The sequence below is a fragment of the Nocardia sp. NPDC057455 genome (assembly GCF_042802775.1).
In the GTDB taxonomy this organism is placed as follows: domain Bacteria; phylum Actinomycetota; class Actinomycetes; order Mycobacteriales; family Mycobacteriaceae; genus Nocardia.
Genome location: NZ_JBHVDM010000062.1, coordinates 1 through 21,953 on the forward strand (window position 1 = coordinate 1; position 21,953 = coordinate 21,953).

The following is a 21,953-nucleotide window of genomic DNA, read 5'->3' on the forward strand; positions in this document are numbered from 1 at the left end:
ACCGAAGCGCATGCGCCGAAGGCGCGAGTCTCGGTCGCTCGGCCGCGAGACATAAGGGGCCGCGAACACGCAGCGCCGCAGGCGCTGCCAAAACTACAGCCGTCCCACCGCGCTCCAGCAGTTCACTTGGGAGTCGAGCCAGGACGGTGACTCGCCCTGGGGGCGCCACTGGTTGGAGACGACGATTCCGGGATCCAGCAGTTCCAACCCGGTGAAGAACCGGGCGAATTCATCCCGCGTGCGTGTCTGGGCGTAGACCCCGCTCTGCCGGTAGACGTTGAGGGCGTCGGTCATCATCTCCGGTTCGAGGTCGGCGGTGATGTGCGAGACCACGAGGAAAGACCCCGGCGCGAGGGCGCCCAGCAACGTCTCGACGATTCCGTAGGGGTCTTGCTCGTCGGACAGGAAATGCAGTACGGCGACGAGACTCAGCGCTACCGGACGTTTCAGATCCAGGGTGTCGAGGAGTTCGGGCGCGGACAGGATCGCCGCGGGATCTTTCAGGTCGGCGTCGACGTAGGCGGTGCGCCCTTCGGGTGTACCGGTCAGCAAGGCGCGGGCATGGGACAACACGATCGGGTCGTTGTCCACGTAGACCACCCGCGCGTCCGGCGAAGGCGCCTGTGCCACCTGGTGCAGGTTCGGCTCGGTGGGGATGCCGGTGCCGATGTCGAGGAACTGGGTCACGCCCAGCGCGGTGAGCGCGTTCACCGCACGGTGCATGAAGAGCCGGTTCTGCCGAGCCGCGACACGGGTGGTCGGAAACGCCGCGATGACTTTCTCGGCCGCGTCCCGATCCACTTGATAGTGGTCTTTCCCGCCCAGGACATAGTCGTATATCCGCGCACTGCTCGGCACGCTCGCGTCGTGGATCGGCCGGAGCGGCTGCCCGTTGCCGCCGAGATCGGTCATCGTCGTTCCTATCACTACCGGATCGCTTCTGCGCCAGCATATTCCACACGTGGGCCGGCGTCCGCCCGGTGAACGGAGTCCCGGCATCGGCCGGGGCCGTGCTCGCGCGTGGAGCAGTAACCGGCGGGCCGCGCGATCCGGGCGGTCGCAGAATGCGGAACAGGGGCCCCGCCTGTGCGGAAGCCCCTGTTCGCTACGGGATCACAGCATGCAGGAGACGCAACCTTCGACTTCGGTTCCCTCCAGCGCCATCTGGCGCAGCCGGATGTAGTAGAGGGTCTTGATGCCCTTGCGCCAGGCGTAGATCTGGGCGCGGTTCAGATCGCGGGTGGTGGCGGAGTCCTTGAAGAACAGCGTCAGTGACAGGCCTTGGTCCACGTGCTGGGTGGCCGCGGCGTAGGTGTCGATGATCTTCTCGTAGCCGATCTCGTAGGCGTCCTCGTAGTACGCGAGGTTGTCGTTGGTCATATAGGGCGCCGGGTAGTAGACGCGCCCGATCTTGCCTTCCTTGCGGATCTCGATCTTCGACGCCACCGGGTGGATGGAACTGGTGGAGTGGTTGATGTAGGAGATCGACCCGGTCGGCGGGACCGCCTGCAGGTTCTGGTTGTAGATGCCGTGCTCCATGACCGAGGCCTTCAGCTCACGCCAGTCGTCCTGGGTCGGGATGTGCACACCCGCGTCGGCGAACAACTGCCGGACCCGATCGGTCTTCGGCTCCCACACCTGGTCGGTGTACTTGTCGAAGTACTCGCCGCTGGCGTACTTCGATTCGGGGAAGCCGCCGAAGTACGCGCCGCGCTCGATCGCGATCCGGTTCGATGCCCGGATCGCGTGGTAGACCACGGTGTAGAAGTAGATGTTGGTGAAGTCGATGCCCTCTTCGGACCCGTAGTGGACCCGCTCACGTGCCAGATAGCCGTGCAAATTCATCTGCCCGAGGCCGATGGCGTGCGAGGTGTTGTTGCCCTGCTCGATGGACGGCACCGAGTAGATGTGCGTCTGGTCCGACACGGCGGTCAGCGCCCGGATGGACACCTCGATGGTCTGCGCGAAGTCGGGCGAGTCCATCGCCTTGGCGATGTTCAGCGACCCGAGGTTGCAGGAGATGTCCTTGCCCACCTTGGCGTAGGACAGGTCGTCGTTGAACTCCGACGGCGTGGACACCTGCAGGATCTCCGAGCACAGGTTGGAGTGGGTGATCTTGCCCGCGATCGGGTTGGCCCGGTTCACCGTGTCCTCGAACATGATGTACGGGTATCCCGACTCGAACTGCAGCTCGGCGATGGTCTGGAAGAACTCGCGCGCCTTGATCTTCGACTTGCGGATGCGCTTGTCGTCGACCATCTCGTAGTACTTCTCGGTGACGTCGATGTCGGCGAACGGCTTGCCGTAGATGCGCTCCACGTCGTAGGGCGAGAACAGGTACATGTCCTCGTTCTTCTTGGCCAGCTCGAAGGTGATGTCCGGGATGACCACGCCGAGTGAGAGCGTCTTGATGCGGATCTTCTCGTCCGCGTTCTCCCGCTTGGTGTCCAGGAACCGGTAGATGTCCGGGTGGTGTGCGTGCAGATAGACCGCGCCCGCGCCCTGCCGCGCGCCGAGCTGGTTGGCGTAGGAGAACGAGTCCTCGAGCAGTTTCATGATCGGGATGACGCCCGAACTCTGGTTCTCGATCTTCTTGATCGGCGCACCGTGCTCGCGAATGTTGCTCAGCAGCAACGCGACACCGCCGCCACGCTTGGACAGCTGTAGCGCGGAGTTGATGGAGCGCCCGATGGACTCCATGTTGTCCTCGATGCGAAGCAGGAAGCAATTGTGTACGACGGTGCCGCGAATGGTGTAGGTGTGGGTGCGCTCCACGTGCAGGTTGTACACCTTCTCGGGAACGTTATCGGTGCGCTCGATCGCTCGGACGCCGTACACGTGGCGGCCGTGAACGACCTGGTACGTTGCGCGCTTCGTGCCTTTTCGCCCGGTGTAGTTGTGCAGGTTCTTGCCGATATCGAAGATGAACTCTTCATTGGTGCCGGGCAGGCCGGGCACGAAGATCTGCCCGGTCGAGTTCCCGGCCTGATCGACGTAGGTGCGGACCACCGACACGATGCCAAGGCGCCGCAGAATCAGCTGTACCTGGTTGATCAGCTCGGGATCGACCAGATCGAGCGCCATCCCACCGGTGGTGCTGCATCCGTCACCACGGAAGAGGCCGCCCACCAGGCCGCGCAGGAAGTCATCGTCGGCGGTCATAACTTCGTGTGACAGCCGCTTGGTCGCGTACCCCGTGCCTGCCAGCGACAGCAGCAACGACGCAACGACTCTGCTGTTGCACACCATTCGGGTGGAGTGGTCGGAATGGTTGGTGTGCAGGGTCAAGTCGGCCCCGAACACCTGCTTGAAGGCCATGCCCAGCTCGACGTGGTAGTCGGCTTCGTGCGCGCCGAGCGTGAAGTGAACGCCGTTCGGCGCGACGCCTTCGACACCCGAGCGCTTGGACACATGCCCTTCGGCGAGGTACCAACCGAGGATCAGGCCGAGCTCGTAGGACTCCTCGACATACCGGTTGACCGCTACGAAATTCTGGTTGTGCCGCCGCTTGTTCCGATGTTCGGCGTCCACGTTCACTTCATGAATCAGCCCGTCGACCTCTTCGTAGCGGCCCGCGCCGACAACGTCCATCAAATCGAAGACGCGACGGTCACGGGTGTCGAGCGGAGCGGTCGTCACGATGAAATCGGACGGGTGCACATCCTGAGCCGCCAACCACACGAAGCCGTTGAACGGATCGGCACCGTCGCCATCGATCAGGGTTTCGACGTCACGGGTGGTCCAGACCAAGATCGGGTGCTCCGGGGTGCACTGGATCGGCTCCTTGTGCCCGAAGTGCGAAATCGAGATCAGCGCCTGATCGTTCGGGTTCTCGATGAGCTTCTCGACTACCGCGTACGAACCGTCGTGTGACAGCACACGGTCGCCAGGGCGCAGGCTCTCGATCGGGCGGGGGCCCTCGCTGGTGTCCACCGGGGTGCCGGCGGGGAAGCACGACACCGGCTCGCCGCGCTGTTTTTTGCCCGAGTTCAGGAAGGTCGGGGTGGCCGGCTGGAACCGGCCGTCGATGATCTCGTCGACCAGCTTGCCCGCCAGCGCCTCGTCCCCGGCGGCGAGGGTGAGCGCGACCATGCACACCCGGTCCTCGAACCGCTCCAGGTAGCGCTTGCCGTCGAAGGTCTTCAGCGTGTACGAGGTGTAGTACTTGAAGGCGCCGAGGAAGGTGGGGAACCGGAACTTCTTGGCGTAGGCCTGCTTGAACAGCTTCTTGATGAACGGGCGGGTGTACTGCTCCAGAACTTCCGCCTCGTAGTAGTTCTCGTCGATCAGGTAGTCCAGCTTCTCGTCCAAGTTGTGGAAGAAGACGGTGTTCTGATTGACGTGCTGCAAGAAGTACTGGTGGGCGGCCTCACGGTCCTTGTCGAACTGGATCTCCCCGTTCGGGCCGTACAAGTTCAGCATCGCGTTGAGGGCGTGGTAGTCGAGGACCTCGCCCCCGTCGCCGCCACGGACCGAGGGCTGCTCTAAGCGAGCTGTTTTTCCGGCCGGTGCTGTCGTTGCTGTTGCCAAAACAATCCCAATCCCTCGCGGACGCGTTCGACGTCCTCAGCGGTTCCCATGAGTTCGAAGCGATACAGGTACGGCACGCCGCACTTGCGTGCGATCAGCTCGCCCGCATAGCAGAAGGTGTCGCCGAAGTTCGTGTTCCCCGCCGCTATGACGCCACGCAGCAGCGCCCGGTTGTGCGGATCGTTGAGGAACTTCGCGACCTGCCGCGGGACGAAATCCTTGTCGGAACGATCGCCCCCGAGCACGTGCCGACCGCCCCCATAGGTGGGGACGATCAGCACGTACGGTTCGTCTACGCGCAGCGAGTCGGCGGTGTGCAGTGGTATGCGAGTCGCCGGGAGTTCCAGCTTCTCGACGAAACGATGCGTGTTCTCCGAAGCGCTGGAGAAGTAGACCAGCGCCGTCGTCTCCGGCATGGTCGCCTTCCTCTTCTCGGGAGTGCCGCGGCGGACCGCCCGGCACTCGCACCTCGGATGAACCGGATGCGGCGGAGGGTCAGGCCGCCACGGTCGCGAGCGACTTGATGCGGTCGGGCCGGAAGCCCGACCAGTGATCGTCTCCGGCCACCACGACCGGCGCCTGCAGGTACCCCAGAGCCATGACGTAGTCACGCGCCTCGTCGTTCTCCGAGATATCGATGACCTCGTAGTCCACCCCGGCCTTGTCGAGGGCCTTGTAGGTGGCGTTGCACTGGACGCAAGCGGGCTTGGTGTACACGGTGACGGTCATTGATGTCCCTCTCTCCTTGTGCCTGATCCACAGCCTGAGATCCGTTGCAATACACGATCCGACGTATGCTGCGCAAACTCCTGGAGCCGGACTCGAATCCCCTGATCAGCCACTCGTGACCGACCCCTACCGGGTGGGGCCTCTCACCGTCTTCCAGTAGCGAAGACACTACACCTAGTGGCCGACAGATTCCTACAACACGACATGTAGCGAGTCACATTGATGAAATTCCATCGAGAGAAGTACCAGGACGCTCGATTCACCCCCGTATCAAACAGTGGCGCAGATCACTGTTCGACGTGACAGCACACTTCCAGCAAACCATCGGGCTAACGAAGAGGGCCACCGCTGCGCCCGCAGCGATGGCCCTCGTCCGAGACCGGAGATGGAGCTTACACCGACGCCAATTCCCCGCGCGTGGCCTCGACCAGTTCGCGCACGGTACCGGCCAGCTGCGTCAGCGCCTCGGCGTCGTCGCGCGGATGCGTGGCGCCGAACCGCTCGCCGATGACGCCGAAGTGCAGGTGCGCGGTCTCGACCACCCGCGCGCCCGCTACGCCGAGCGCCTTGACCGTGTCGCCGTGCGCCCACTGCGCCGCGTTCGGGCTGATCGAGGCACTCACCACGGCGGTGGGCTTGCCCTTGATGGCGCCGGCGCCGTAGGGGCGGGAGGCCCAGTCGATCGCGTTCTTCAGCACCGCCGACAGCGTGCCGTTGTACTCCGGAGTGACCACCAGCAGGCCGTCCGCCTCGGCGACCGCGTCGCGCAGCGCTTGGGCGGCGGCGGGAACCGAGCCGGGTACATCGATGTCCTCGTTGTAGAACGGGATGTCGGCGAGTCCGTCATAGAGGGTGACCTCGACGCCGTCGGGCGCCGTGTGTGCCGCTGCCTCGGCCAGCCGCCGGTTGACCGAGGCGGCGCGCAGGCTACCGACGAGTGCGACAATGCGGGTCTGACTCATGACAACTCCTGGTGTACTGAATGCTGTGGTGTCCTTACGTTCACCACACACTAACCGGACCATGGTCCGAATACTTCCCGCGGAGTCTGCGTGAGCGCTGTGAACTACCCCACACCCGACGCATCCACACCGGGCCGCCCTCGGCTGCTCGACGTGGGCACCCCGCTGCCCGGCACCTCGGAGCCCGCCGAGCGCGCCGACGCCGCGCGCAATCGCCGGCTGCTGCTGGACGCGGCGCAGCAGCTGGTGCGTGAGCAAGGCGTCGACAGCCTCACCATGGACGCGCTGGCCAAGCGCGCGGGCGTCGGCAAGGGCACCGTGTTCCGCCGGTTCGGCAGCAGGTCCGGCCTGATGCTCGCCTTGCTGGACCACTCCGAGCAGAAGTACCAGGAATCGTTCATCTTCGGACCGCCGCCGCTCGGCCCTGGCGCACCTCCGGCGGAGCGACTGGTCGCCTTCGGGCGGGCCAGGCTCCTCGACATCGAAGTGGAAGGCGAACTGCACCGCGCCGCCGAACTCGGGGAGGCCGGTGACCGCTATGCCGGGGGACCGTACGGATTGCTGCGCGCGCACGTCGCAATGCTGTTGCGGCAAGCCGACGTACCGGGTGAGGTCCCGCTCGTCGCCGACTGGCTGCTGTCGATGCTGGGCGCCGCGCTGGTCATGCACCAGATGCATGTGCTCGGCTACACCCGCGAGCAGATCGGCGACAACTGGGAGAGCGTCGTCCGCCGCGTAGTCGCCGGCTGAATCGCCAGTACACTCGGGCGCCATGGGGAACCTGCGCGAACAGATCATCAGTGAATTGGGTGTACGGCCCACGATCGAACCGAAGGAAGAGATCCGCCGCCGAGTCGATTTCCTCAAAGACTATCTGAACGCCAGTCCCGCACGAGGTTTCGTCCTCGGCATCAGCGGCGGACAGGACAGCGCTCTCGCGGGCAGGCTGTGCCAGCTCGCGGTCGAGGAACTGCGCGCCGACGGTGTGGACGCCACCTTCCTCGCCGTCCGGCTGCCCTACGGCGTGCAGGCCGACGAGGCCGACGCGCTCACCGCGCTGGCCTTCGTCCAGCCCGACCGGCAGGTCGTGGTGAACGTCCGGCCCAGTGTGAGCGCCGCGGCCACGGAGGCGGCGTCCGCCTTGCAGGTCGATCAGCTGCGGGACTTCGTGCGCGGCAACATCAAAGCGCGCGAACGCATGGTGCTCCAGTACGCGCTGGCCGGGCAGGAGAACCTGCTGGTGATCGGTACCGATCACGCGGCCGAGGCGGTCACCGGATTCTTCACCAAGTACGGCGACGGCGGTGTGGACCTGACCCCGCTCACCGGTCTCACCAAGCGTCAAGGCGCCGCCCTGCTCCAGGAACTCGGCGCGCCCGCAAGCATCTGGTCCAAGGTGCCCACCGCCGATCTGGAGGACGACCGGCCCGCCCTGCCCGACGAGGAAGCGCTCGGTCTGCGCTACAGCGAGATCGACGACTACTTGGAAGGCAAAGAGGTGACCTCCGAGGTCGTCGAGCGGCTGGAGGGCATCTTCCGCAACACCCGGCACAAGCGCACGGTCCCGGTGACTCCGCTGGACACCTGGTGGCGCTGAGACCCGGCCCGACTCGCACGCCGTGAGACGGCGCGCCGGAAGCCGCCACATCCGAACCCCGCCTGGTCGGCGGTGCGGATAGGCCGCCGCGCGCCGTGCCGGGCTACCCGCCCGCGAAGGGTGGCAGCACGTCGACGCGCGGGGTCAGCGCGGACGTGGGATCACGCGTGAGTTCGTCACCGATCAGGTAGGCGCACACCGACAGCATCTTGTCCAGGTCCGGGCCGTAGGTCGCGGACAGGGCGGCGCGCAGGTCGGCCACCGTCGCTCCGGCCGGGAAGTCGAGGGTTTCGCTGTCCTTGCCGACGGCGTCGGCGATCGCGGCGAAATAGCGGATCTCAACCACCGATGGCTCCCATCGTCCGCTCCGGGGGGACGAAGCCCTCGGCGTCGATACCGTGACCTGCCCACTTGTTCCACATCGCGCCACGCCAGAGGGTCGCGACCTCGTCGTCGCCCGCCCCGGAGCGCAACGCCTGGCGCAGGTCGAATTCCTGATCGCTGAACAGGCAGGAGCGCAGCATGCCGTCCGCGGTGAGCCGGGTGCGGTCGCAGGTGTCGCAGAACTTGCGGGTGACGGTGGCGATGATGCCCACGGTGCCGGGGCCGCCGTCGACCAGCCACTTCTCCGCGGGAGCCGACGGATCGGCGCGGCCGGCCTCGGTGAGCCCGAACCGGGCGCCGAGTACGTCGAGGAGCTCGGCGGCGGTGACCATGTTGGCGCGGGCCCACTCGTGGTCGGCGTCGAGCGGCATCTCCTCGATGAAACGCAGCTCGCAACCCTCGTCCAAGCACCAGCGCAGCAGATCCGCCGCACCGGCGAGGGTTTCGCGCATCAAAACGGCGTTGACCTTGATCGGGGCCAATCCCGCGGCCCGAGCGGCACGGACCCCCGCGAACACCGATTCGAGGCGGTCGCGGCGCGTCAGCCGCGCGAAACCGGCCCGGTCGACGGTATCCAGCGACACGTTCACCCGGTGCAGGCCGGCGGCGGCGAGGCCGAACGCGCGGTGCTCGAGCCCGATGCCGTTGGTCGTCATGGCCAGCGGGATGTGCGGCACCTCGGCATGACAGCCCGCGATGATCTGTTCCAGGTCGCGGCGCATCAGCGGCTCGCCCCCGGTGAAACGGACCTCACGCACCCCCAGATCGCGCACCGCGAGGCGGACCAGGCGCACGATCTCGTCCACCGTGAGCAGTTCGTGCCGGGGAATCTCCGGCAGCCCCTCCTCCGGCATGCAATAGGTACAGCGCAGCGAACACTTCTCGGTGATGGATACGCGTAGGTCGCGGGCGACGCGTCCGAAACGATCCAGCAAGTAGGGGGTGTCGGGACGGCCGGCGAGCGAGGGACGCCCGGAACGCACCGCGGGAATCCCGATCTCGACCAGAGTCACACGTCCATTATGACCGCCTGTCCCGATTCGTCTGCGGGCGGAATGCTCGCCCGGGGCTCACCACGGCCGCGGATCGGTGGTGAGGCCGGTGCGCGGGACGAGCGCGACGCCGGGCGACCTGCGCACGGACCGGCGCGCGGCGACGGAGTCGGAAAACCGCCCGGATCGGGCGTTAGGCTGACTCGCATGAACCCTCGGCCCGCCGGCGTCTCGGCCAGGCCCGTCGACGACTACCGCGACAGCATCGAACAGCTGCTGCGTCCGCTGGCCGCGCGCGCGGTCGAGTCCGTCCCGGTGCCGCGGGCACTGGGCAGGCAGCCGGCCGAGGACGTCCGCTCGCCGATCGAACTGCCGGTGTTCCGCAACTCCGCGATGGACGGCTACGCGGTGCGCGCCGAATCGGTGCTGGTCACCCCGGTCACGCTGCCCTTGGCCGGCGTGGTCGCGGCGGGCGCGGCGGGCCGCACGCCACTGCCGAGTGGCGCGGCGATGAAGGTGATGACCGGTGCGCCGATTCCGCCCGGCGCGGACTGCGTCGTGCCGGTGGAGGACACCCGCGTGGGCGACGGCACGGTGACCATCGAACGCGGGCGCAGCGCAGGCGACTTCGTGCGGGAACCGGGCACGGATGTCCGGACCGGGGACCTGCTCGTGCAGGCGGGAACCGTGCTCGCCCCCCGGCATGTCGCCGCCCTCGCCGCGGTCGGCCTGCCCGCGGTGGCGGTCTTCCGCGCGGTGCGCGCCGCGGTGATCACCACCGGTGACGAGCTGGTCGCGGCCGGAAAGCCGCTGCGTCCGGGACAGATCTACAACTCCAACGGCGTCGCCCTCGCCGCGGCGCTCGCGGCGAACGGCGTCGAGGTCGCCTCGGTGGCGCACAGCACCGACGATCCGGCGCGCTTCCGCGCGCTGCTGTCGGCGGCGACCGAGAACGCCGATGTGGTGTTCACCTCCGGTGGCGTGTCCAAGGGTGACTTCGAGGTGGTCAAGGACGTGCTCGAGCCGATGGGCGGGCGGTTCGGCTCGGTCGCGATGCAGCCGGGCGGCCCGCAGGGACTGACCGTGGTCGACGGGGTGCCGGTGCTCAGCTTCCCCGGCAATCCGGTCAGCACGATGGTGTCGTTCGAGGTGTTCGCCCGCCCGATCCTGCGGCGCCTCGCCGGGCTGCCCGAGGTGGACACCTACGAGCTTCCTCTGGTCGGCGCCGTGCCGCGCTCGCCGGAGGGGAAGCGGCAGTTTCTACGCGGCAAGCTCATCCGCAAGCACCCGGGTGAACCGCCCGTGCACGGGCAGCCCCGGGCGGTCGAGGTGGTGTCCGGTCCCGGCTCGCATCTCGTGGCGGCCATGGCGTGGGCGGACGTGCTGATCGATGTGCCCGCCGAGGTCACCGCGCTGCCCGCCGGAGCGCTTGTGCGAGTGTGGTCCTTATGAGCGAGTTGTCCCATGTCGACCAGGAAGGCCGCGCCCGCATGGTGGATGTGAGCGCGAAGAGCGACACCACCCGGATCGCCGTCGCGGCAGGCGAGTTGCGCACCACCGCCGAGGTGGTCGCGCTGGTGCGGGCCGACGACCTGCCGAAGGCGGACGTGCTGTCCACCGCACGCATCGCGGGCATCGCGGGGGCGAAGAAGACCTCCGAACTGATCCCGCTGTGCCATCAACTGGCGCTGTCGTCGGTGCGAGTGGAGTTCGGTTTCACCGGCACCGCCATCATGATCGAGGCCACCGCGAAGACCAAGGGCCCCACCGGTGTGGAGATGGAGGCACTCACCGCGGTCGCGGTCGCCGGCCTCACCTTGCACGACATGGTGAAGGCGGTCGACCCAGCGGCGACGCTCACCGGCGTGCGGCTGCTCACCAAAGAAGGTGGCAAACGCGGACATTGGGAGCGTCCGGCCGACGAAAGCGCGATCCCGCCTTCCGCCGACGAGGACCTTGCCCCCGAGGACGCGGATGCCGGGCCGGAGGCCTCGGAGTACACCGAGCCGGAACTCGACGAGGAGCCACGGTCGGCCGTGGTGCTGGTCGCGTCGACCGGCGTGGCGGCGGGGACCCGCGAGGACACCACGGGCCCGGTGCTCGCGGACTGGCTGGCCGGCCTCGGGTTCTCGGTGCGGGGCCCGCTGGTCTACGCCGATGCCGAGATCGAATTCGGCCTGGCCGACGCGTTGCGCTTCGAACCGGCGCTCGTCATCAGCACCGGCGGGACCGGAGCCTCCCCCACCGACGCGACCCCGGAGGCCACCCTCGCCTTGCTCGACCGCGAACTCCCCGGCGTGGCGGAGGCGATCCGGCAGCGCGGCACGGCGAAATTCCCGCTGGCGGCGCTGAGCCGTGGCGTGGCGGGCCTCGCCGGGCGCTCGGTGGTGGTGAATCTGCCGGGATCGCCGGGTGGCGTCCGCGACGGCATCGCGGTGCTGGAACCGCTGCTGGATCATCTGCTCGCACAAGTCGCCGGAGGTGGAAGTCATGACAACGGCTGAGGCCACGGTCCGGCTCGCCCGGATCAGCGACCAGCCGCTCGACCCCTCGGAGGTCGAGGAGGCGGTCTGCGGACCGCACTACGGCGCGGTCGTGGTGTTCACCGGGAAGGTCCGCGACCATGATGGCGGACAGGCCGTCTCGGCCCTGGAATACTCCGCGCACCCGCAGGCGGAACGCTTCCTGCACACCGTCTGCGCGGAAATCGCCGCCGCGCACGGTTTGCCGGTCGCGGCCGTGCACCGCGTCGGCTCGCTCGGCATCGGTGACCGCGCGATCGTCGTCGCGGTGGCGGCGGCGCATCGGGGCGCGGCGTTCACGGCGTGCTCGGAACTGGTGGATCGAATCAAGCACGAAGTCCCGATCTGGAAGCGCCAATTGTTCGCCGACGGACTGTCCGAATGGGTGAACGCCTGCGGGTGACCTGACCGTGACATGAATCTCATGACGAATCAACACGGCCGGGATAGCGTGTCCGCGTGGGAACCGACCAGGTCTTGCTCCACCGGTTCGTCATCTCGCAACTCACCGCGGCCGGCGTCGACCGCGACCGGCTGCTCCGGGAATCCGGATTGCCGGAGTGGACCATGGCGGGCGACGATGTGCACCTGCCCAGCCAGACGTTCTCCCGGCTGTGGGAGATCGGTGAACACGAGCTCGGCGACCCGGACGTCGCGCTGAACGTGGCGAGCCGCTACGAACTCACCTCCTTGGGTCTCTACGACTACCTGTTCTCCTCGGCGCCGACGCTGGGGGCCGGATTGGCGACCTGTGGGCCGTACGTCACGGCGGTGACCACCAACCATCGATTCGATCTGGTCGCGGAAAACGGCGAGGAAGTCACCCTGTATCTCGACATGATCGATGGGGAAGGCCGGGGTCGCGACCTCACCCAGCTGTGGGGCCTGAGCGCGGTGCTCAGCCGCGCCCGGCGCGTGGTGCGCGAACCGCTGGCCCCGGTGCGGGTCTCGCTGCGTCAGCGCGCGCCCGCCAAGACCGATACCTTCGTCGAGGTATTCGGCACCACCGCCATCGAGTTCGACGCGCCGGTGGACGCCATGACCTTCCGCGCCTCGGACATGGATCTGCCGCTGACCACCAGCGATCCGGTCCTGGCCGGCATCCTGCGGCCGTTGGCCGCCGCCCTTCCGCCACCACCGCCACTGGCCACCGCCTGGCCGGAGCGCGTCGCGGCCGCGCTGGCGGACTGCCTGGACGAGGGCGACGCGTCCCTCGAGCGGGTGGCGCGCAGACTGGCCACCAGCCCCCGCACGCTCCAGCGGCGGTTACGCGAGGCGGATACCACTTGGCGCGCGGAGCTGGATCGGGCGCGCGGCGCGCGGCTGATCGCCGCGACGGCCACCGGCCCGTTGAGCCCGTCGCGCCAGGCCGAGATCCTCGGCTACTCCGACCCGGGATCGATGCGGCGAGCGGCTCGGCGGTGGTCGCCGGGCACCCCCGCGCATCGCGCCGAGCAGGTGCAGCGGACGTTCACGGCCTGAGGAAACGCGCGGCGATCGACCAGAACGTCGCGTCCTCGATCGCCCGGAAATCCCAGCTGTTGGCGATGGCGTGGGTCTCGGCGACGATGGCGGGAACGTCGAAGTCCTCGCGGGTGGCGGTGCCTTTGGCCTCCAGCGCCTCGATGACGTACGCGGTGGCGCTCTCCATGGAATCTGACACAGGAAACTCCCATCGGTCGCAGAACGATTCGGTCGGTCACGGATCGGCGGCCGAGCGGCGCCGCGGGTGGCAGTTCGCTCTGGTGCCCGCGGACCGACGGGCACGCATTCAGTCTCATGAAAAGACCGCTCTGTCACCAGCACCGAACGCGTCATGTCGCGACCGAACGCGCCAATCTGGTGTTTTCAGTGCGTCGTATAGCGCCACACGCCGAGCATGCTCTGCGCGTCGAGCGGTTCGGCGGCGTCGTGCACGGTGTCGCGCAGCCGGGCCAGGGCCGTGTCGGTGTGCAAGCCGGCCCCGATGAGCACCAGCTGCGCGCCCCGTGTCTCGCCGCGCGACCAGCCGCCCGGCTCGAACACGATGTAACGCCCGACCACGTGCAGGACGAACTTCCTGCGTTCGTCGGCCACCCCGAAGGCGGCGAACCCTTTGGCCCGGAACAATCCCGGCGGCGGGTCCTCCAGGAAGCCGATCAGCTTGCGCGGGTCCAGCGCTCGTTCGCTGGCGAACGAGACGCTGGTGTAGTCGTCGTGCAGATGGCGGTGTTCGGCATCGTGGTCGTGGTCGTGCTCGACGAGCAGTTCATCGAAGCTCAGTTGCTCGGCCACCAGCGGGCGGGTGCGGCCCGGTTCGTCGAACAGCAGCCCGGGATCCATCCGGCCATAGGTGGTCGCGTACACCGGAACCGAACCGACCAGCGCCGCGATGTTCTCGCGCAGCCGTGCGAGCTGCTCGGGCGCCACCCGGTCGGCCTTGTTCACCACCACCAGATCGGCCAGCCGCAGATGCGTGCGCAGCTCCGGATGGCGGGTACTGCTCTGCGGGAACTGTTCGGCGTCGACCACTTCGACCAAGCCGCCGTAGCGCAGGCGCGGATTGTCGCTGCCGACCACCATCCGGATGAGGTTGCGTGGCTCGGCCAAGCCGCTGGCCTCCACGACGATCACGTCGATTCCGGCCCTCGGCTGGGTGAGCCGGGTGAACATCTCGTCCAGCTCGGTGACGTCGACCGCGCAGCACACGCACCCGTTGCCGAGCGAGACCATGGCGTCCACCTGCCCGGCGACCAGCATCGAATCGATGTTGATCGCCCCGAAGTCATTGACCACCACCCCGATCCGCGTCCCCCGGTTGTCCCGCAGCAAGTGATTGAGCAGCGTGGTCTTCCCGGAACCGAGAAACCCCGCGACGAGCACAACAGGAATCCGGTCAGCCATTCCGCTCACCCTAGTGCGCTGCGGGAAAGGCCGGACGCCACCCTCGAGGTGGTGAGGATGGCGTCCGGTGGGTTCGGCGTGCGGACTATTTCGAGGGGCCCAGCAGCGTGCCCGCCAGGCTGTAGCCGAGGTTGATCAGCTCCGTGGTGATCGCGTTGTCGTCCAGACCGAGCATCTTCGCCAACGGCATCAGCAACTCCATGATCGAAGCGTTGCCCCCGGCGGTCCCGGGTGACTGCTGCGCGTTCGGCGTGCTCGGCTGGGTGCCGGACGTGCCCGGCGCTTTCGGCGCCGCGGGCGTACCCGATGACTGCGGTGGCGTCGCCCCCGGCGCCGACTGCGGCGTCGAGGTGCCCGGAACCGACTGCGCCTGCGGCACCGCGGGGGCCGCCGGACTCTGCGGCGCACCGGGAGTCGTCGAACTCTGCGGCACCGCCGGAATCGTCTGTGCCTGCGGCACCGCCGGGTTCGTCTGCGCCTGCGGAGCACCCGGATCCGTCTGCCCCTGCGGCGTTCCCGGGGCTACCGCGGGACGGTCGAGCGACGTGCCCTGCGGAGTGGTCAGACCTGCCTGCTGATCCGGTGCGGCGCCCGGCTGCGGTGCGCCGAGCAGGTAACCCACTACGCCGGTGGTCAGCGCGATGGCGTGCTTGAGCTGCCCATCGGGGGTTTCCAGCAGCGCCGCGTCCTCGGGATTGGCGCCGTTGCCCATCTCGAGGAAGACGACCGGAACGGTGGTCAGCGCGGGCCCGGCGATGTCCTTGCGGGTCTGCAGACCGTCCACCACGCCGCCGTAGTTCGCGGGCGGGAAGCCCGCGTCGCGATATGCGTCGCGCACCGATGTCGACGCGGCCAGACCCGCTCCCGACTGGGCCTGATCGACGATCAGGTTCGGGATGGGCAGTTCCGGAATGATCAGGTGGAACCCGCGATACTGCGCGGGCGCGCTGTCGGCATGGATGCTCACGGCGACGTCCGCGCCGGACTGGCTCGCCGCGCGGGCCCGGTCGTCGACGCAGCCGCCCCAGTTCATGTCGTCCTGGCGGCTCAGCACGACGTGCGCGCCGAGCGTTTCCAGCGAGGTCTTGACGACCTGTGCGACGTTCCAGGTGATGGTGTGCTCGGGAACGCCGTTCATCGTGGTCATGCCGGTGGTCTGGCAGTCCTTGGTGCCGCCGCGGCCGTCGCTGACCTGTCTTGCCAAGTCCTGGGAGTGGTTGGACCCCTGATGGCCGGGGTCGAGAAATATGGTCTTGCCCGCGAGCTTTTGCGACATGTCCAGCGCCGACGGCGCCGCCTGTGCGGTGACCGGGAGCAACCCGGACAGCGTCACCGTCACCGCGGCGGTGACGGCGGTACAGATTCCTGCCTTGATGATGCTTGGCTTCATAGTGCGGTCGGCGCTCCGGGACGGAGCACCCCTCCCTTCCCACTTGTAACACCAAACCCAGTGGTTAACTCTGGCAACGCCTGTATCAGCAAAGCAAGGTGCGTGATCGAAGTGTTACAGCGTGCGCGACGTCCGGCGGTCGAGCTCGCCCGGACAGGTTGCGCAGAGATAGCAGAGCGTAATGCATTCGCGCCGGCGCCACACCGAACGGCACGCCGGAATCGTCGGCGACTTCCCGATAGACGTGGTTACGCACGATGATCCCGGTGACCACCGCGCGGTAGCTGCACCACCGGAAGACCTCGGGCATTCCGTCGGCGAAGCGTATCGGACTCGACGTGTTCGCGCCGTCGGGCCTGCGGGCCGAGCCCGGAGACGGCATCCGGTGCGAATTCCCGGATTCCGGGCACACCACTCGGTCGGTTCTGGTATTCCTTGCCGCGGAGATGCGGGGATCTCGGGTCGGCCGCGCCGGCGGAAGCACCACGACCGTGGACGCGGCGGTAGTACAAGTCAAGGAGAACCGGTATGCGTCCAAGCGCACTCCTCTTCGCGGGAGCCATGAGCTGCGCGGTGACTCTGCTCGCCACGGGGACGGCGGCGGCCGAGCCCGCGAACACCATTTCGCACGACGGCGTCTACTCGGTCGGCGTCGACATCGTGCCCGGAATCTGGGAGGCGCCCGGTACCCCGAACCCGGCCTACGCCTGCGATTGGCGCAGGCTGTGGAAAGTCGAGGGCGACAACACGAACATGCAGTACATCATCGCGAACAATTACACCCGGCTCGGTCCGGTCCGGGTGGAGATCGAACCGACCGACGTCGGGTTCAAGACCGAGAACTGCGGCCCCTGGCGGTTGCTGTCGACACGACCACCGACCGGCTCGTTCGGCGGCTGAGCCGGGCGGCACATCCGGTCGGCGGCATATCGACTCGCCTTCGACAGCGGCTAGGGTCGGCCGCATGACGCGGAACAGGATTCTGATCACCGGCGCGAGCGCGGGCCTCGGGGCCGCCATGGCGCGCGACTTCGCGGGCAGGGGCCGCGATCTCGCGCTGTGCGCCCGCAGGCTGGACGCACTCACCACGCTGCGCGACGAGTTGGTGGCGGCACACCCTGGAGTCACGGTCGCGGTGCGCGCCCTCGACGTGGATGACCACGCCGCGGTGCCGGTCGTCTTCGGCGAACTGCGCGACGAACTCGGTGGCCTGGACCGCGTGATCGTCAACGCCGGGATCGGCAAGGGAGCGCTGGTCGGCAGCGGACGGGCCGACGCGAATCTCGCGACGGCGACGACGAATTTCGTCAGCGCGCTGGCGCAGGCGGAGGCGGCGCTGGAGATCTTCCGCGCGCAGCAGGCCGGACATCTGGTGCTCGTCGCCTCGATGAGCGCGGTGCGCGGGCTTCCCGGCAAGAAAGCGGCCTACTCGGCGAGCAAGGCCGGACTCGCCACGCTCGGTGCGGCCCTGGCCACCGAATTGGCCCGGTCACCGATCGCCGTGACCACGCTGCTGCCGGGTTTCATCGCCACCGACATGGCGGCCGGAGCGGGCGACGCACGGATGGTGGCGCCCCTGGACAAGGGCGTCGCGGCAATGGTGGCCGCCATCGAGAAGGAGCAACGCCGGGCCTGTGTGCCCGGGTGGCCGTGGCGGCTGATCGATCTCGCGCTCCCCCACCTGCCCGACGCCATGGTGGCGCGGCTGAGCTGACCCACCCGTCGCGGACCCGACCTGCGTGACCCGCCTGACCTCGATACGGCCATCACGGAATGCCGCCCACCGCCGCGTTCCCCCGTGCCGACCGACTTCGAACCGACGTGCGGGTCTCCATCGGCACCGGGGTGGGGCTGCGATTACCCGCGAGGTAATAGACTCCACGACCGGCGGCGGGCAAGATCACGGCCATGATCGACGCGACGGGCACCGAGCTGTTCCACCAGACCATGCCGTTCACCGAACGCCTCGGCGTCGAGGTGCTCGCCCACGGGCCCGAGCTGGTCCGCAGCCGCCTGGCCTGGAACGAATCGCTGTGCACGCTCGGCGGCGTGCTGCACGGCGGGGTGCTGATGTCGCTCGCCGACGCCACCGGCGCGGTCTGCGCGTTCCTGAACCTGCCGGAAGGCAAGCAGGGCACCACCACGGTGGAATCGAAGACGAATTTCCTGCGCGCGGTCCGCTCCGGGCATGCCGTCGCGTCGTCGACGCCGCTGCATGCCGGACGCTCGTTCATCGTGGTCGAGACGGTGATCCGGGACGACGCGGACAAGCTGGTCGCGAAGGTCACCCAGACCCAAGCGGTGCTCTAGCCACCGACCGCGCGTGACCCGCTCACCCGGTCGTCGCGCGGACCGCGGGCCACACCCGCGCGAGATCGAGCAGTTGCCGCAGTTCGGTGTCGAAATCCGCCGCGGGCACGGGTAATTGGGCCGTGCTGGATCCGGCCGGCGCCCACCCGGCCTGCCTGGCGCGCGTCGCACACGCCACTTGGTGGGCGTACTCCGTGATCGGGCACCCGGAGCCGGCCGCCGGGACGGGTTCCGGGGCAAAGCGACGCAGATGCAGCAACGCGTCCTGGATCTCCACGGTCATCCGCACGAGACGAGTCGGCGCGTCGGCCCGGTCGCCGACGTCGGGCCGCAGCACGATCTCGGGAACGGCGGCAGTGAGATCCCGCCACAGGGGGTGCAGCCTGCGGCACGCTCGCGCGGCCCGGTCGAGTCCGGCCGCGGACAGCAGCATCCGCACCAGCGGAATGGCGACAACCGTCGCGTCGAGCGCCAGGCACAGGGTGACCGTGGCTTCGACCCTGATCAGATGCATACCCCCGCCCTGCCATCCGGTGATCGCCTGCACCATCGACAGAGCCAGGTTGACACCGAAAAGCATTGCGGCCCAACCTATGGCACCGGAGACCAGTTTCCCCGCCGGGCCGATCCCGCCGGACCGCAGCTCTCGCAGGCACATCCTGGACAGCAGCGAGGTGTTCACCAGCAGCGGAAGGCAGAACGCGCCCCACACCACGAGGCCCTCGACATCTCCCTTCAACTCGACCAACCGTCCCTCGTGCCGCGCCGACGTGCCCGCCAGCAGGATCACCGCGACGCATCCGGCGGCGATCAGGCAGCAGACGCGATGCCTGCGCCAGACCGCGACCGGGTCCGCGTCGAAGGCCCAGATCCGGACGATCCCTTGCAGACACATCGATGACATCACCGTGCAGCCGAGCGCGAGCTGATGCGCGAGGCTCGCCATGCCGGGCGTCATGGTGCAGCGATAGAGCAGCAGACTCAGCAGACCCCACAGGAACAGCCGGTTCACCAATTGATCGACGGTCGTGTCGCGTAAGAGCGACACCCGGCCCGCCAGAACGGCGGCGACGAAGCCGATGACCGGCCACGCGACGAATCCCGAAATCGATGACGACATCGGCGACCTCCCCCACACGAAACTGTCCCCGGCGAACGATACCGTTGCCGTCCGTTCCTGACCGCGCGGATCGAGATCGGCAGGAGCAGGCCATCGAGGTGCGTCATTCCCTCGCCGGCGATTTCGCCGTCCGGAATCACCCACGCGCCCACCGATCAGCCGCATCAACACATTCGAGGCCGATCTCGGCGAATACGCGATCCACACATCCACCCGGGGAAGGTGCGTCTTATTTGTCCGCTTTGCGACATCCCGCGCACGCCGGATGGAAACAGAGCGCGTTTGTGACCGCAGCCAAAACTTCGCCCCCTCGTGCGTCGGATGCCACAGCCGCGCGCTTCGAAGCCAATGCAGAGACCGCGCAGAACATTTAGCGGTTCTCCTGTGGACGTTACGGTGTATCACATAGAGTTTCGGTGACGACACTCACCTCCGACACGCACCTCCCGGCGGGTGCGCCTGCTCTTCGTAGCCCGCGAACGCGGCTCCCCCTCATGCTCTGCCCACCCGTTCGTGCGGCAAGAACGGAGATATCTGTGCGCGATGAACCACGATCAGCTTTCCGGACCGAGCGAATCGATGGTGCATCGATCGAAATCGACATCGCCCCCGCGGCACTGCCGAGACACGGCCGACCATCCCGGCCGCGATCCACGGCTGCCGGACCGGCAGCCCTCGCGGTGACCGCCGCCGGGGCGTTATCGGTCGAGCGGCGGCACCGCCTTCCCGACGACAGCGCACCAGCGGATCTATGCGTCACGGCGTGACCGTGCGGGGAAACGGAAGCGATGAGCAAGCAGACTGCCGGAACAACTGAACTAGCCGTGCGCCCGGCCGCCGGGACGGACACGATGAACACCGCGCTGCGCGATCGCCTGATCGACGCGACCGTCGAGGTGGTGTCGACCGAGGGTCTGCACGCACTCACCGTCCGCCGCGTGTCGCGCATGTGCGGCGTCTCCACGATGGCGGTGTATTCCAACTTCGGCGGCATGCCCGGGCTGATCCGCGCGGCGGGCTCCGCCGGCTTCGCCCAGCTGGCCGAGCGGATGAACGCGGCCGGAGTGAGCGAGGAGCCGATCACCGATCTGCTCGTGCTCGGCCTGGTGTTCCGGGACGAGGCCCAGCGCAGGCCGGAGCTGTTCCAGCTGATGTACGGCACCGGCACGCGCATCGACATGAAGATCAACCGCGGCAATGTGCTCGTGGCCGGGCACGATTCGGAGTTCGAGCACTACGCGGAGACCTTCGACCACGTCGTCGGCGCGGTGCGGCGCGCTCAGGACGCGGGACTGATCGACACTCCGGACGTCCGTTCGGCCGCGGCGCAGCTGTGGATGGGACTGTTCGGCTTCGTGCAGCTGGAGATGGCCGGCCACCTGGGCGACGACGGCTTACTCGAAGTACTGGTGCCCGCGATCGTGAATCTTCTCGTCGGCATGGGCGCCGAACTGGAGACCGTCGGCGCCTCGGCCCTGCTCGCGGTGGAGCGCTTCGCCGATCGGTTCGGCGACTGAACTCCGCGTAGCGGGGGTACCGGTCAGAACGGAAGCCGGGACCGGAACCGCTGGGCGCGTGCCATCGCGCGCTCGGCGGCGCTTCCGCGCGGCGGCATCAGACCCAATTGCAGCAGCATCTCGGTCAGGTCCCAGGTGGCCTGGCTGCGCCAGATCAGCCCGGAGCGGAACTGCCACACGTCGATCACCAGCAGGTCGATTCGCTTGCCGGTCGGGCCGAAACCGGGCGGGTCGATCGGGCCGAGATGGGTGCCGGTCATCCGCCACGGCACCAGGGCGATCCGGTTGTCCGCGGCGAGCGCCGGCGGAAACGGGTTCGTATACGCGACGTCCGGGAACGAGCGCACCGTGTCGGTGACGAACTTCCGCACACCCGCCCGCCCGTGTGCGGGCGCGTCCAGCGAGGGGTCGTGCCAGATGGTGTCCTCGGTAACGCATTTCGCGACCGCCGCACCGTCCCCGCGGTTCCACCCGGCAATGTATCGCTCGGTGAACTCGAGCAACCACGCCGGGCTTTCGACGGGTTCGGCCTCCGCTTCGATACGGAACTGCCCGGTGTTGTACGGATCCACGCCCATCGCCTTTCGCCGGTGCGTATTCGACGAGCCATGGTAGCCACGAATCGAGCCCGTGCTCAACATCTTCGGGCAATCCGGTGCCGAATATAAAGGAATAGTATAGGAATAACGGCGTAATTCGATCGAGTCGAGCGGTCTATAACTGTGTAATAACAGCAGAATAATATCGTCATACCCGCCCTGAACTGCATTGATGGTGGAGTCGTCATTATCTACCGCGCAATGCTTTTCGCCGGCACCCACGCGATTCCTTGTTGACCTCCGCGAATCGGTCCTCCTACCATGGGTGGACACTGACCTCCTACCGCAGAACCACTTCACCTCCGGGCGACGATCGTGGCCGAACAGGTTTACCGGCGTCGCGATTCCGGTTGTCTCCACGCTGATTCGACGACGCCGACGTGAAAACGCCTGTGATTCGAATACCTGAGCACCAGGG

The 21,953-nt window shown here is 67.7% G+C and carries 21 protein-coding genes and 3 pseudogenes; 10 read left to right on the forward strand and 14 right to left on the reverse strand.

Annotation, left to right across the window (positions count from 1 at the left end; genetic code table 11):
• Positions 1–93: 93 nt before the first annotated feature.
• From ACFU5M_RS23160 to ACFU5M_RS23190, 7 genes and pseudogenes are all read right to left on the reverse strand, one after another.
• Positions 94–912 (reverse strand): SAM-dependent methyltransferase, encoded by an 819-nt coding sequence (locus ACFU5M_RS23160; protein WP_379052544.1) that lies wholly within the window; start codon positions 910–912, stop codon positions 94–96.
• A 201-nt stretch (positions 913–1,113) separates the two neighbouring features.
• Positions 1,114–2,730 (reverse strand): annotated as a pseudogene (gene nrdE, locus ACFU5M_RS23165) (class 1b ribonucleoside-diphosphate reductase subunit alpha); the annotation flags it as partial.
• A 24-nt stretch (positions 2,731–2,754) separates the two neighbouring features.
• Positions 2,755–3,960, reverse strand: a pseudogene (locus ACFU5M_RS23170) (LAGLIDADG family homing endonuclease); the annotation flags it as partial.
• Positions 3,949–4,530, reverse strand: a pseudogene (locus ACFU5M_RS23175) (ribonucleotide reductase N-terminal alpha domain-containing protein); the annotation flags it as partial. The pseudogenes ACFU5M_RS23175 and ACFU5M_RS23170, both read right to left, overlap by 12 nt.
• A complete protein-coding gene (gene nrdI, locus ACFU5M_RS23180; protein WP_379052546.1) occupies positions 4,485–4,946 on the reverse strand; it encodes a class Ib ribonucleoside-diphosphate reductase assembly flavoprotein NrdI in 462 nt (153 codons plus the stop codon). The pseudogene ACFU5M_RS23175 and the gene nrdI, both read right to left, overlap by 46 nt.
• 79 nt (positions 4,947–5,025) lie before the next feature.
• Positions 5,026–5,259: a redoxin NrdH gene (locus ACFU5M_RS23185; protein ID WP_039799742.1), complete on the reverse strand. Its 234-nt coding sequence runs from the start codon at positions 5,257–5,259 to the stop codon at positions 5,026–5,028.
• Between the two features lie 392 nt (positions 5,260–5,651).
• Positions 5,652–6,221 carry an NAD(P)H-dependent oxidoreductase gene (locus tag ACFU5M_RS23190; RefSeq protein ID WP_379052548.1) on the reverse strand — a complete coding sequence of 190 codons (570 nt, stop codon included), beginning with the start codon at positions 6,219–6,221 and terminating at the stop codon, positions 5,652–5,654.
• 144 nt (positions 6,222–6,365) lie between these two features.
• Between ACFU5M_RS23190 and ACFU5M_RS23195 the strand changes: the two genes are divergently transcribed.
• Together ACFU5M_RS23195 and nadE are read left to right on the forward strand one after the other, a co-directional pair.
• Positions 6,366–6,971 carry a TetR/AcrR family transcriptional regulator gene (locus ACFU5M_RS23195; protein ID WP_379052585.1) on the forward strand — a complete coding sequence of 202 codons (606 nt, stop codon included), beginning with the start codon at positions 6,366–6,368 and terminating at the stop codon, positions 6,969–6,971.
• Positions 6,972–6,993: 22 nt separating this feature from the next.
• Positions 6,994–7,818 carry an ammonia-dependent NAD(+) synthetase gene (nadE, locus tag ACFU5M_RS23200; RefSeq protein WP_379052550.1) on the forward strand — a complete coding sequence of 275 codons (825 nt, stop codon included), beginning with the start codon at positions 6,994–6,996 and terminating at the stop codon, positions 7,816–7,818.
• A 103-nt stretch (positions 7,819–7,921) separates the two neighbouring features.
• Here the strand turns inward: nadE and ACFU5M_RS23205 are convergent, their stop codons facing one another.
• Complete coding sequence (locus ACFU5M_RS23205; RefSeq protein ID WP_379052551.1) at positions 7,922–8,164, reverse strand: MoaD/ThiS family protein; 243 nt, start codon at positions 8,162–8,164, stop codon at positions 7,922–7,924.
• The gene (gene moaA, locus ACFU5M_RS23210; RefSeq protein WP_379052552.1) at positions 8,157–9,215 is read right to left on the reverse strand and encodes a GTP 3',8-cyclase MoaA; all 1,059 of its coding nucleotides are present in this window, start codon (positions 9,213–9,215) and stop codon (positions 8,157–8,159) included. Before moaA ends, ACFU5M_RS23205 begins: the two co-directional genes overlap by 8 nt.
• 186 nt (positions 9,216–9,401) lie before the next feature.
• Between moaA and glp the strand changes: the two genes are divergently transcribed.
• From glp to ACFU5M_RS23230, 4 genes are read left to right on the forward strand one after another with little or no spacing between them, the layout of a single operon-like run.
• Positions 9,402–10,646, forward strand: coding sequence for a gephyrin-like molybdotransferase Glp (gene glp, locus ACFU5M_RS23215; protein WP_379052553.1), 1,245 nt, complete (start codon positions 9,402–9,404; stop codon positions 10,644–10,646).
• Complete coding sequence (gene moaCB, locus ACFU5M_RS23220; RefSeq protein WP_379052555.1) at positions 10,643–11,698, forward strand: bifunctional molybdenum cofactor biosynthesis protein MoaC/MoaB; 1,056 nt, start codon at positions 10,643–10,645, stop codon at positions 11,696–11,698. The genes glp and moaCB overlap by 4 nt, the downstream gene beginning before the upstream one ends.
• Entirely contained in the window at positions 11,685–12,119 is a 435-nt protein-coding gene (locus tag ACFU5M_RS23225) for a molybdenum cofactor biosynthesis protein MoaE (protein ID WP_379052556.1), read from the forward strand. The genes moaCB and ACFU5M_RS23225 overlap by 14 nt, the downstream gene beginning before the upstream one ends.
• A gap of 56 nt (positions 12,120–12,175) precedes the next feature.
• Positions 12,176–13,198: an AraC family transcriptional regulator ligand-binding domain-containing protein gene (locus tag ACFU5M_RS23230; RefSeq protein ID WP_379052558.1), complete on the forward strand. Its 1,023-nt coding sequence runs from the start codon at positions 12,176–12,178 to the stop codon at positions 13,196–13,198.
• Here ACFU5M_RS23230 and ACFU5M_RS23235 read toward each other — a convergent pair.
• The 3 genes from ACFU5M_RS23235 to ACFU5M_RS23245 all read right to left on the reverse strand — a co-directional run bounded on the left by ACFU5M_RS23235 (position 13,188) and on the right by ACFU5M_RS23245 (position 15,989).
• Entirely contained in the window at positions 13,188–13,379 is a 192-nt protein-coding gene (locus ACFU5M_RS23235) for a hypothetical protein (RefSeq protein WP_379052559.1), read from the reverse strand. The genes ACFU5M_RS23230 and ACFU5M_RS23235 overlap by 11 nt on opposite strands.
• 185 nt (positions 13,380–13,564) lie before the next feature.
• On the reverse strand, positions 13,565–14,599 hold the full coding sequence (locus ACFU5M_RS23240) for a CobW family GTP-binding protein (protein WP_379052561.1): 1,035 nt from the start codon (positions 14,597–14,599) through the stop codon (positions 13,565–13,567).
• Positions 14,600–14,684: 85 nt separating this feature from the next.
• Positions 14,685–15,989, reverse strand: coding sequence for an N-acetylmuramoyl-L-alanine amidase (locus tag ACFU5M_RS23245; protein ID WP_379052562.1), 1,305 nt, complete (start codon positions 15,987–15,989; stop codon positions 14,685–14,687).
• A 528-nt stretch (positions 15,990–16,517) separates the two neighbouring features.
• On the opposite strand from ACFU5M_RS23245, the gene ACFU5M_RS23250 reads away from it, so the two are divergent.
• The 3 genes from ACFU5M_RS23250 to ACFU5M_RS23260 all read left to right on the forward strand — a co-directional run bounded on the left by ACFU5M_RS23250 (position 16,518) and on the right by ACFU5M_RS23260 (position 18,299).
• Positions 16,518–16,889 (forward strand): hypothetical protein, encoded by a 372-nt coding sequence (locus ACFU5M_RS23250; RefSeq protein ID WP_379052564.1) that lies wholly within the window; start codon positions 16,518–16,520, stop codon positions 16,887–16,889.
• Positions 16,890–16,953: 64 nt separating this feature from the next.
• Positions 16,954–17,703 carry an SDR family oxidoreductase gene (locus tag ACFU5M_RS23255; RefSeq protein ID WP_379052565.1) on the forward strand — a complete coding sequence of 250 codons (750 nt, stop codon included), beginning with the start codon at positions 16,954–16,956 and terminating at the stop codon, positions 17,701–17,703.
• 194 nt (positions 17,704–17,897) lie between these two features.
• Positions 17,898–18,299: a PaaI family thioesterase gene (locus tag ACFU5M_RS23260; RefSeq protein ID WP_379052567.1), complete on the forward strand. Its 402-nt coding sequence runs from the start codon at positions 17,898–17,900 to the stop codon at positions 18,297–18,299.
• Positions 18,300–18,321: 22 nt separating this feature from the next.
• Here ACFU5M_RS23260 and ACFU5M_RS23265 read toward each other — a convergent pair whose 3' ends face one another.
• Complete coding sequence (locus ACFU5M_RS23265) at positions 18,322–19,419, reverse strand: MAB_1171c family putative transporter (RefSeq protein ID WP_379052569.1); 1,098 nt, start codon at positions 19,417–19,419, stop codon at positions 18,322–18,324.
• Positions 19,420–20,207: 788 nt separating this feature from the next.
• Here ACFU5M_RS23265 and ACFU5M_RS23270 point away from each other — a divergent pair.
• Positions 20,208–20,936: a TetR/AcrR family transcriptional regulator gene (locus ACFU5M_RS23270; RefSeq protein WP_379052570.1), complete on the forward strand. Its 729-nt coding sequence runs from the start codon at positions 20,208–20,210 to the stop codon at positions 20,934–20,936.
• Positions 20,937–20,959: 23 nt separating this feature from the next.
• Here ACFU5M_RS23270 and ACFU5M_RS23275 read toward each other — a convergent pair whose 3' ends face one another.
• A complete protein-coding gene (locus ACFU5M_RS23275) occupies positions 20,960–21,808 on the reverse strand; it encodes an ester cyclase (protein ID WP_379052571.1) in 849 nt (282 codons plus the stop codon).
• Between the last annotated feature and the right edge of the window lie 145 nt (positions 21,809–21,953).

Coding starts and splice junctions, on each gene's coding strand:
- ACFU5M_RS23245 (WP_379052562.1), bottom strand. CDS start 15,989: ATGAAGCCAAGCATCATCAAGGCAGGAATCTGTACCGCCGTCACCGCC.
- ACFU5M_RS23225 (WP_379052556.1), top strand. CDS start 11,685: ATGACAACGGCTGAGGCCACGGTCCGGCTCGCCCGGATCAGCGACCAG.
- glp (WP_379052553.1), top strand. CDS start 9,402: ATGAACCCTCGGCCCGCCGGCGTCTCGGCCAGGCCCGTCGACGACTAC.
- nadE (WP_379052550.1), top strand. CDS start 6,994: ATGGGGAACCTGCGCGAACAGATCATCAGTGAATTGGGTGTACGGCCC.
- ACFU5M_RS23260 (WP_379052567.1), top strand. CDS start 17,898: ATGATCGACGCGACGGGCACCGAGCTGTTCCACCAGACCATGCCGTTC.
- ACFU5M_RS23185 (WP_039799742.1), bottom strand. CDS start 5,259: ATGACCGTCACCGTGTACACCAAGCCCGCTTGCGTCCAGTGCAACGCC.
- nrdI (WP_379052546.1), bottom strand. CDS start 4,946: ATGCCGGAGACGACGGCGCTGGTCTACTTCTCCAGCGCTTCGGAGAAC.
- ACFU5M_RS23265 (WP_379052569.1), bottom strand. CDS start 19,419: ATGTCGTCATCGATTTCGGGATTCGTCGCGTGGCCGGTCATCGGCTTC.
- ACFU5M_RS23270 (WP_379052570.1), top strand. CDS start 20,208: ATGAGCAAGCAGACTGCCGGAACAACTGAACTAGCCGTGCGCCCGGCC.
- ACFU5M_RS23160 (WP_379052544.1), bottom strand. CDS start 912: ATGACCGATCTCGGCGGCAACGGGCAGCCGCTCCGGCCGATCCACGAC.
- ACFU5M_RS23250 (WP_379052564.1), top strand. CDS start 16,518: ATGCGTCCAAGCGCACTCCTCTTCGCGGGAGCCATGAGCTGCGCGGTG.
- ACFU5M_RS23190 (WP_379052548.1), bottom strand. CDS start 6,221: ATGAGTCAGACCCGCATTGTCGCACTCGTCGGTAGCCTGCGCGCCGCC.
- moaCB (WP_379052555.1), top strand. CDS start 10,643: ATGAGCGAGTTGTCCCATGTCGACCAGGAAGGCCGCGCCCGCATGGTG.
- ACFU5M_RS23255 (WP_379052565.1), top strand. CDS start 16,954: ATGACGCGGAACAGGATTCTGATCACCGGCGCGAGCGCGGGCCTCGGG.
- ACFU5M_RS23240 (WP_379052561.1), bottom strand. CDS start 14,599: ATGGCTGACCGGATTCCTGTTGTGCTCGTCGCGGGGTTTCTCGGTTCC.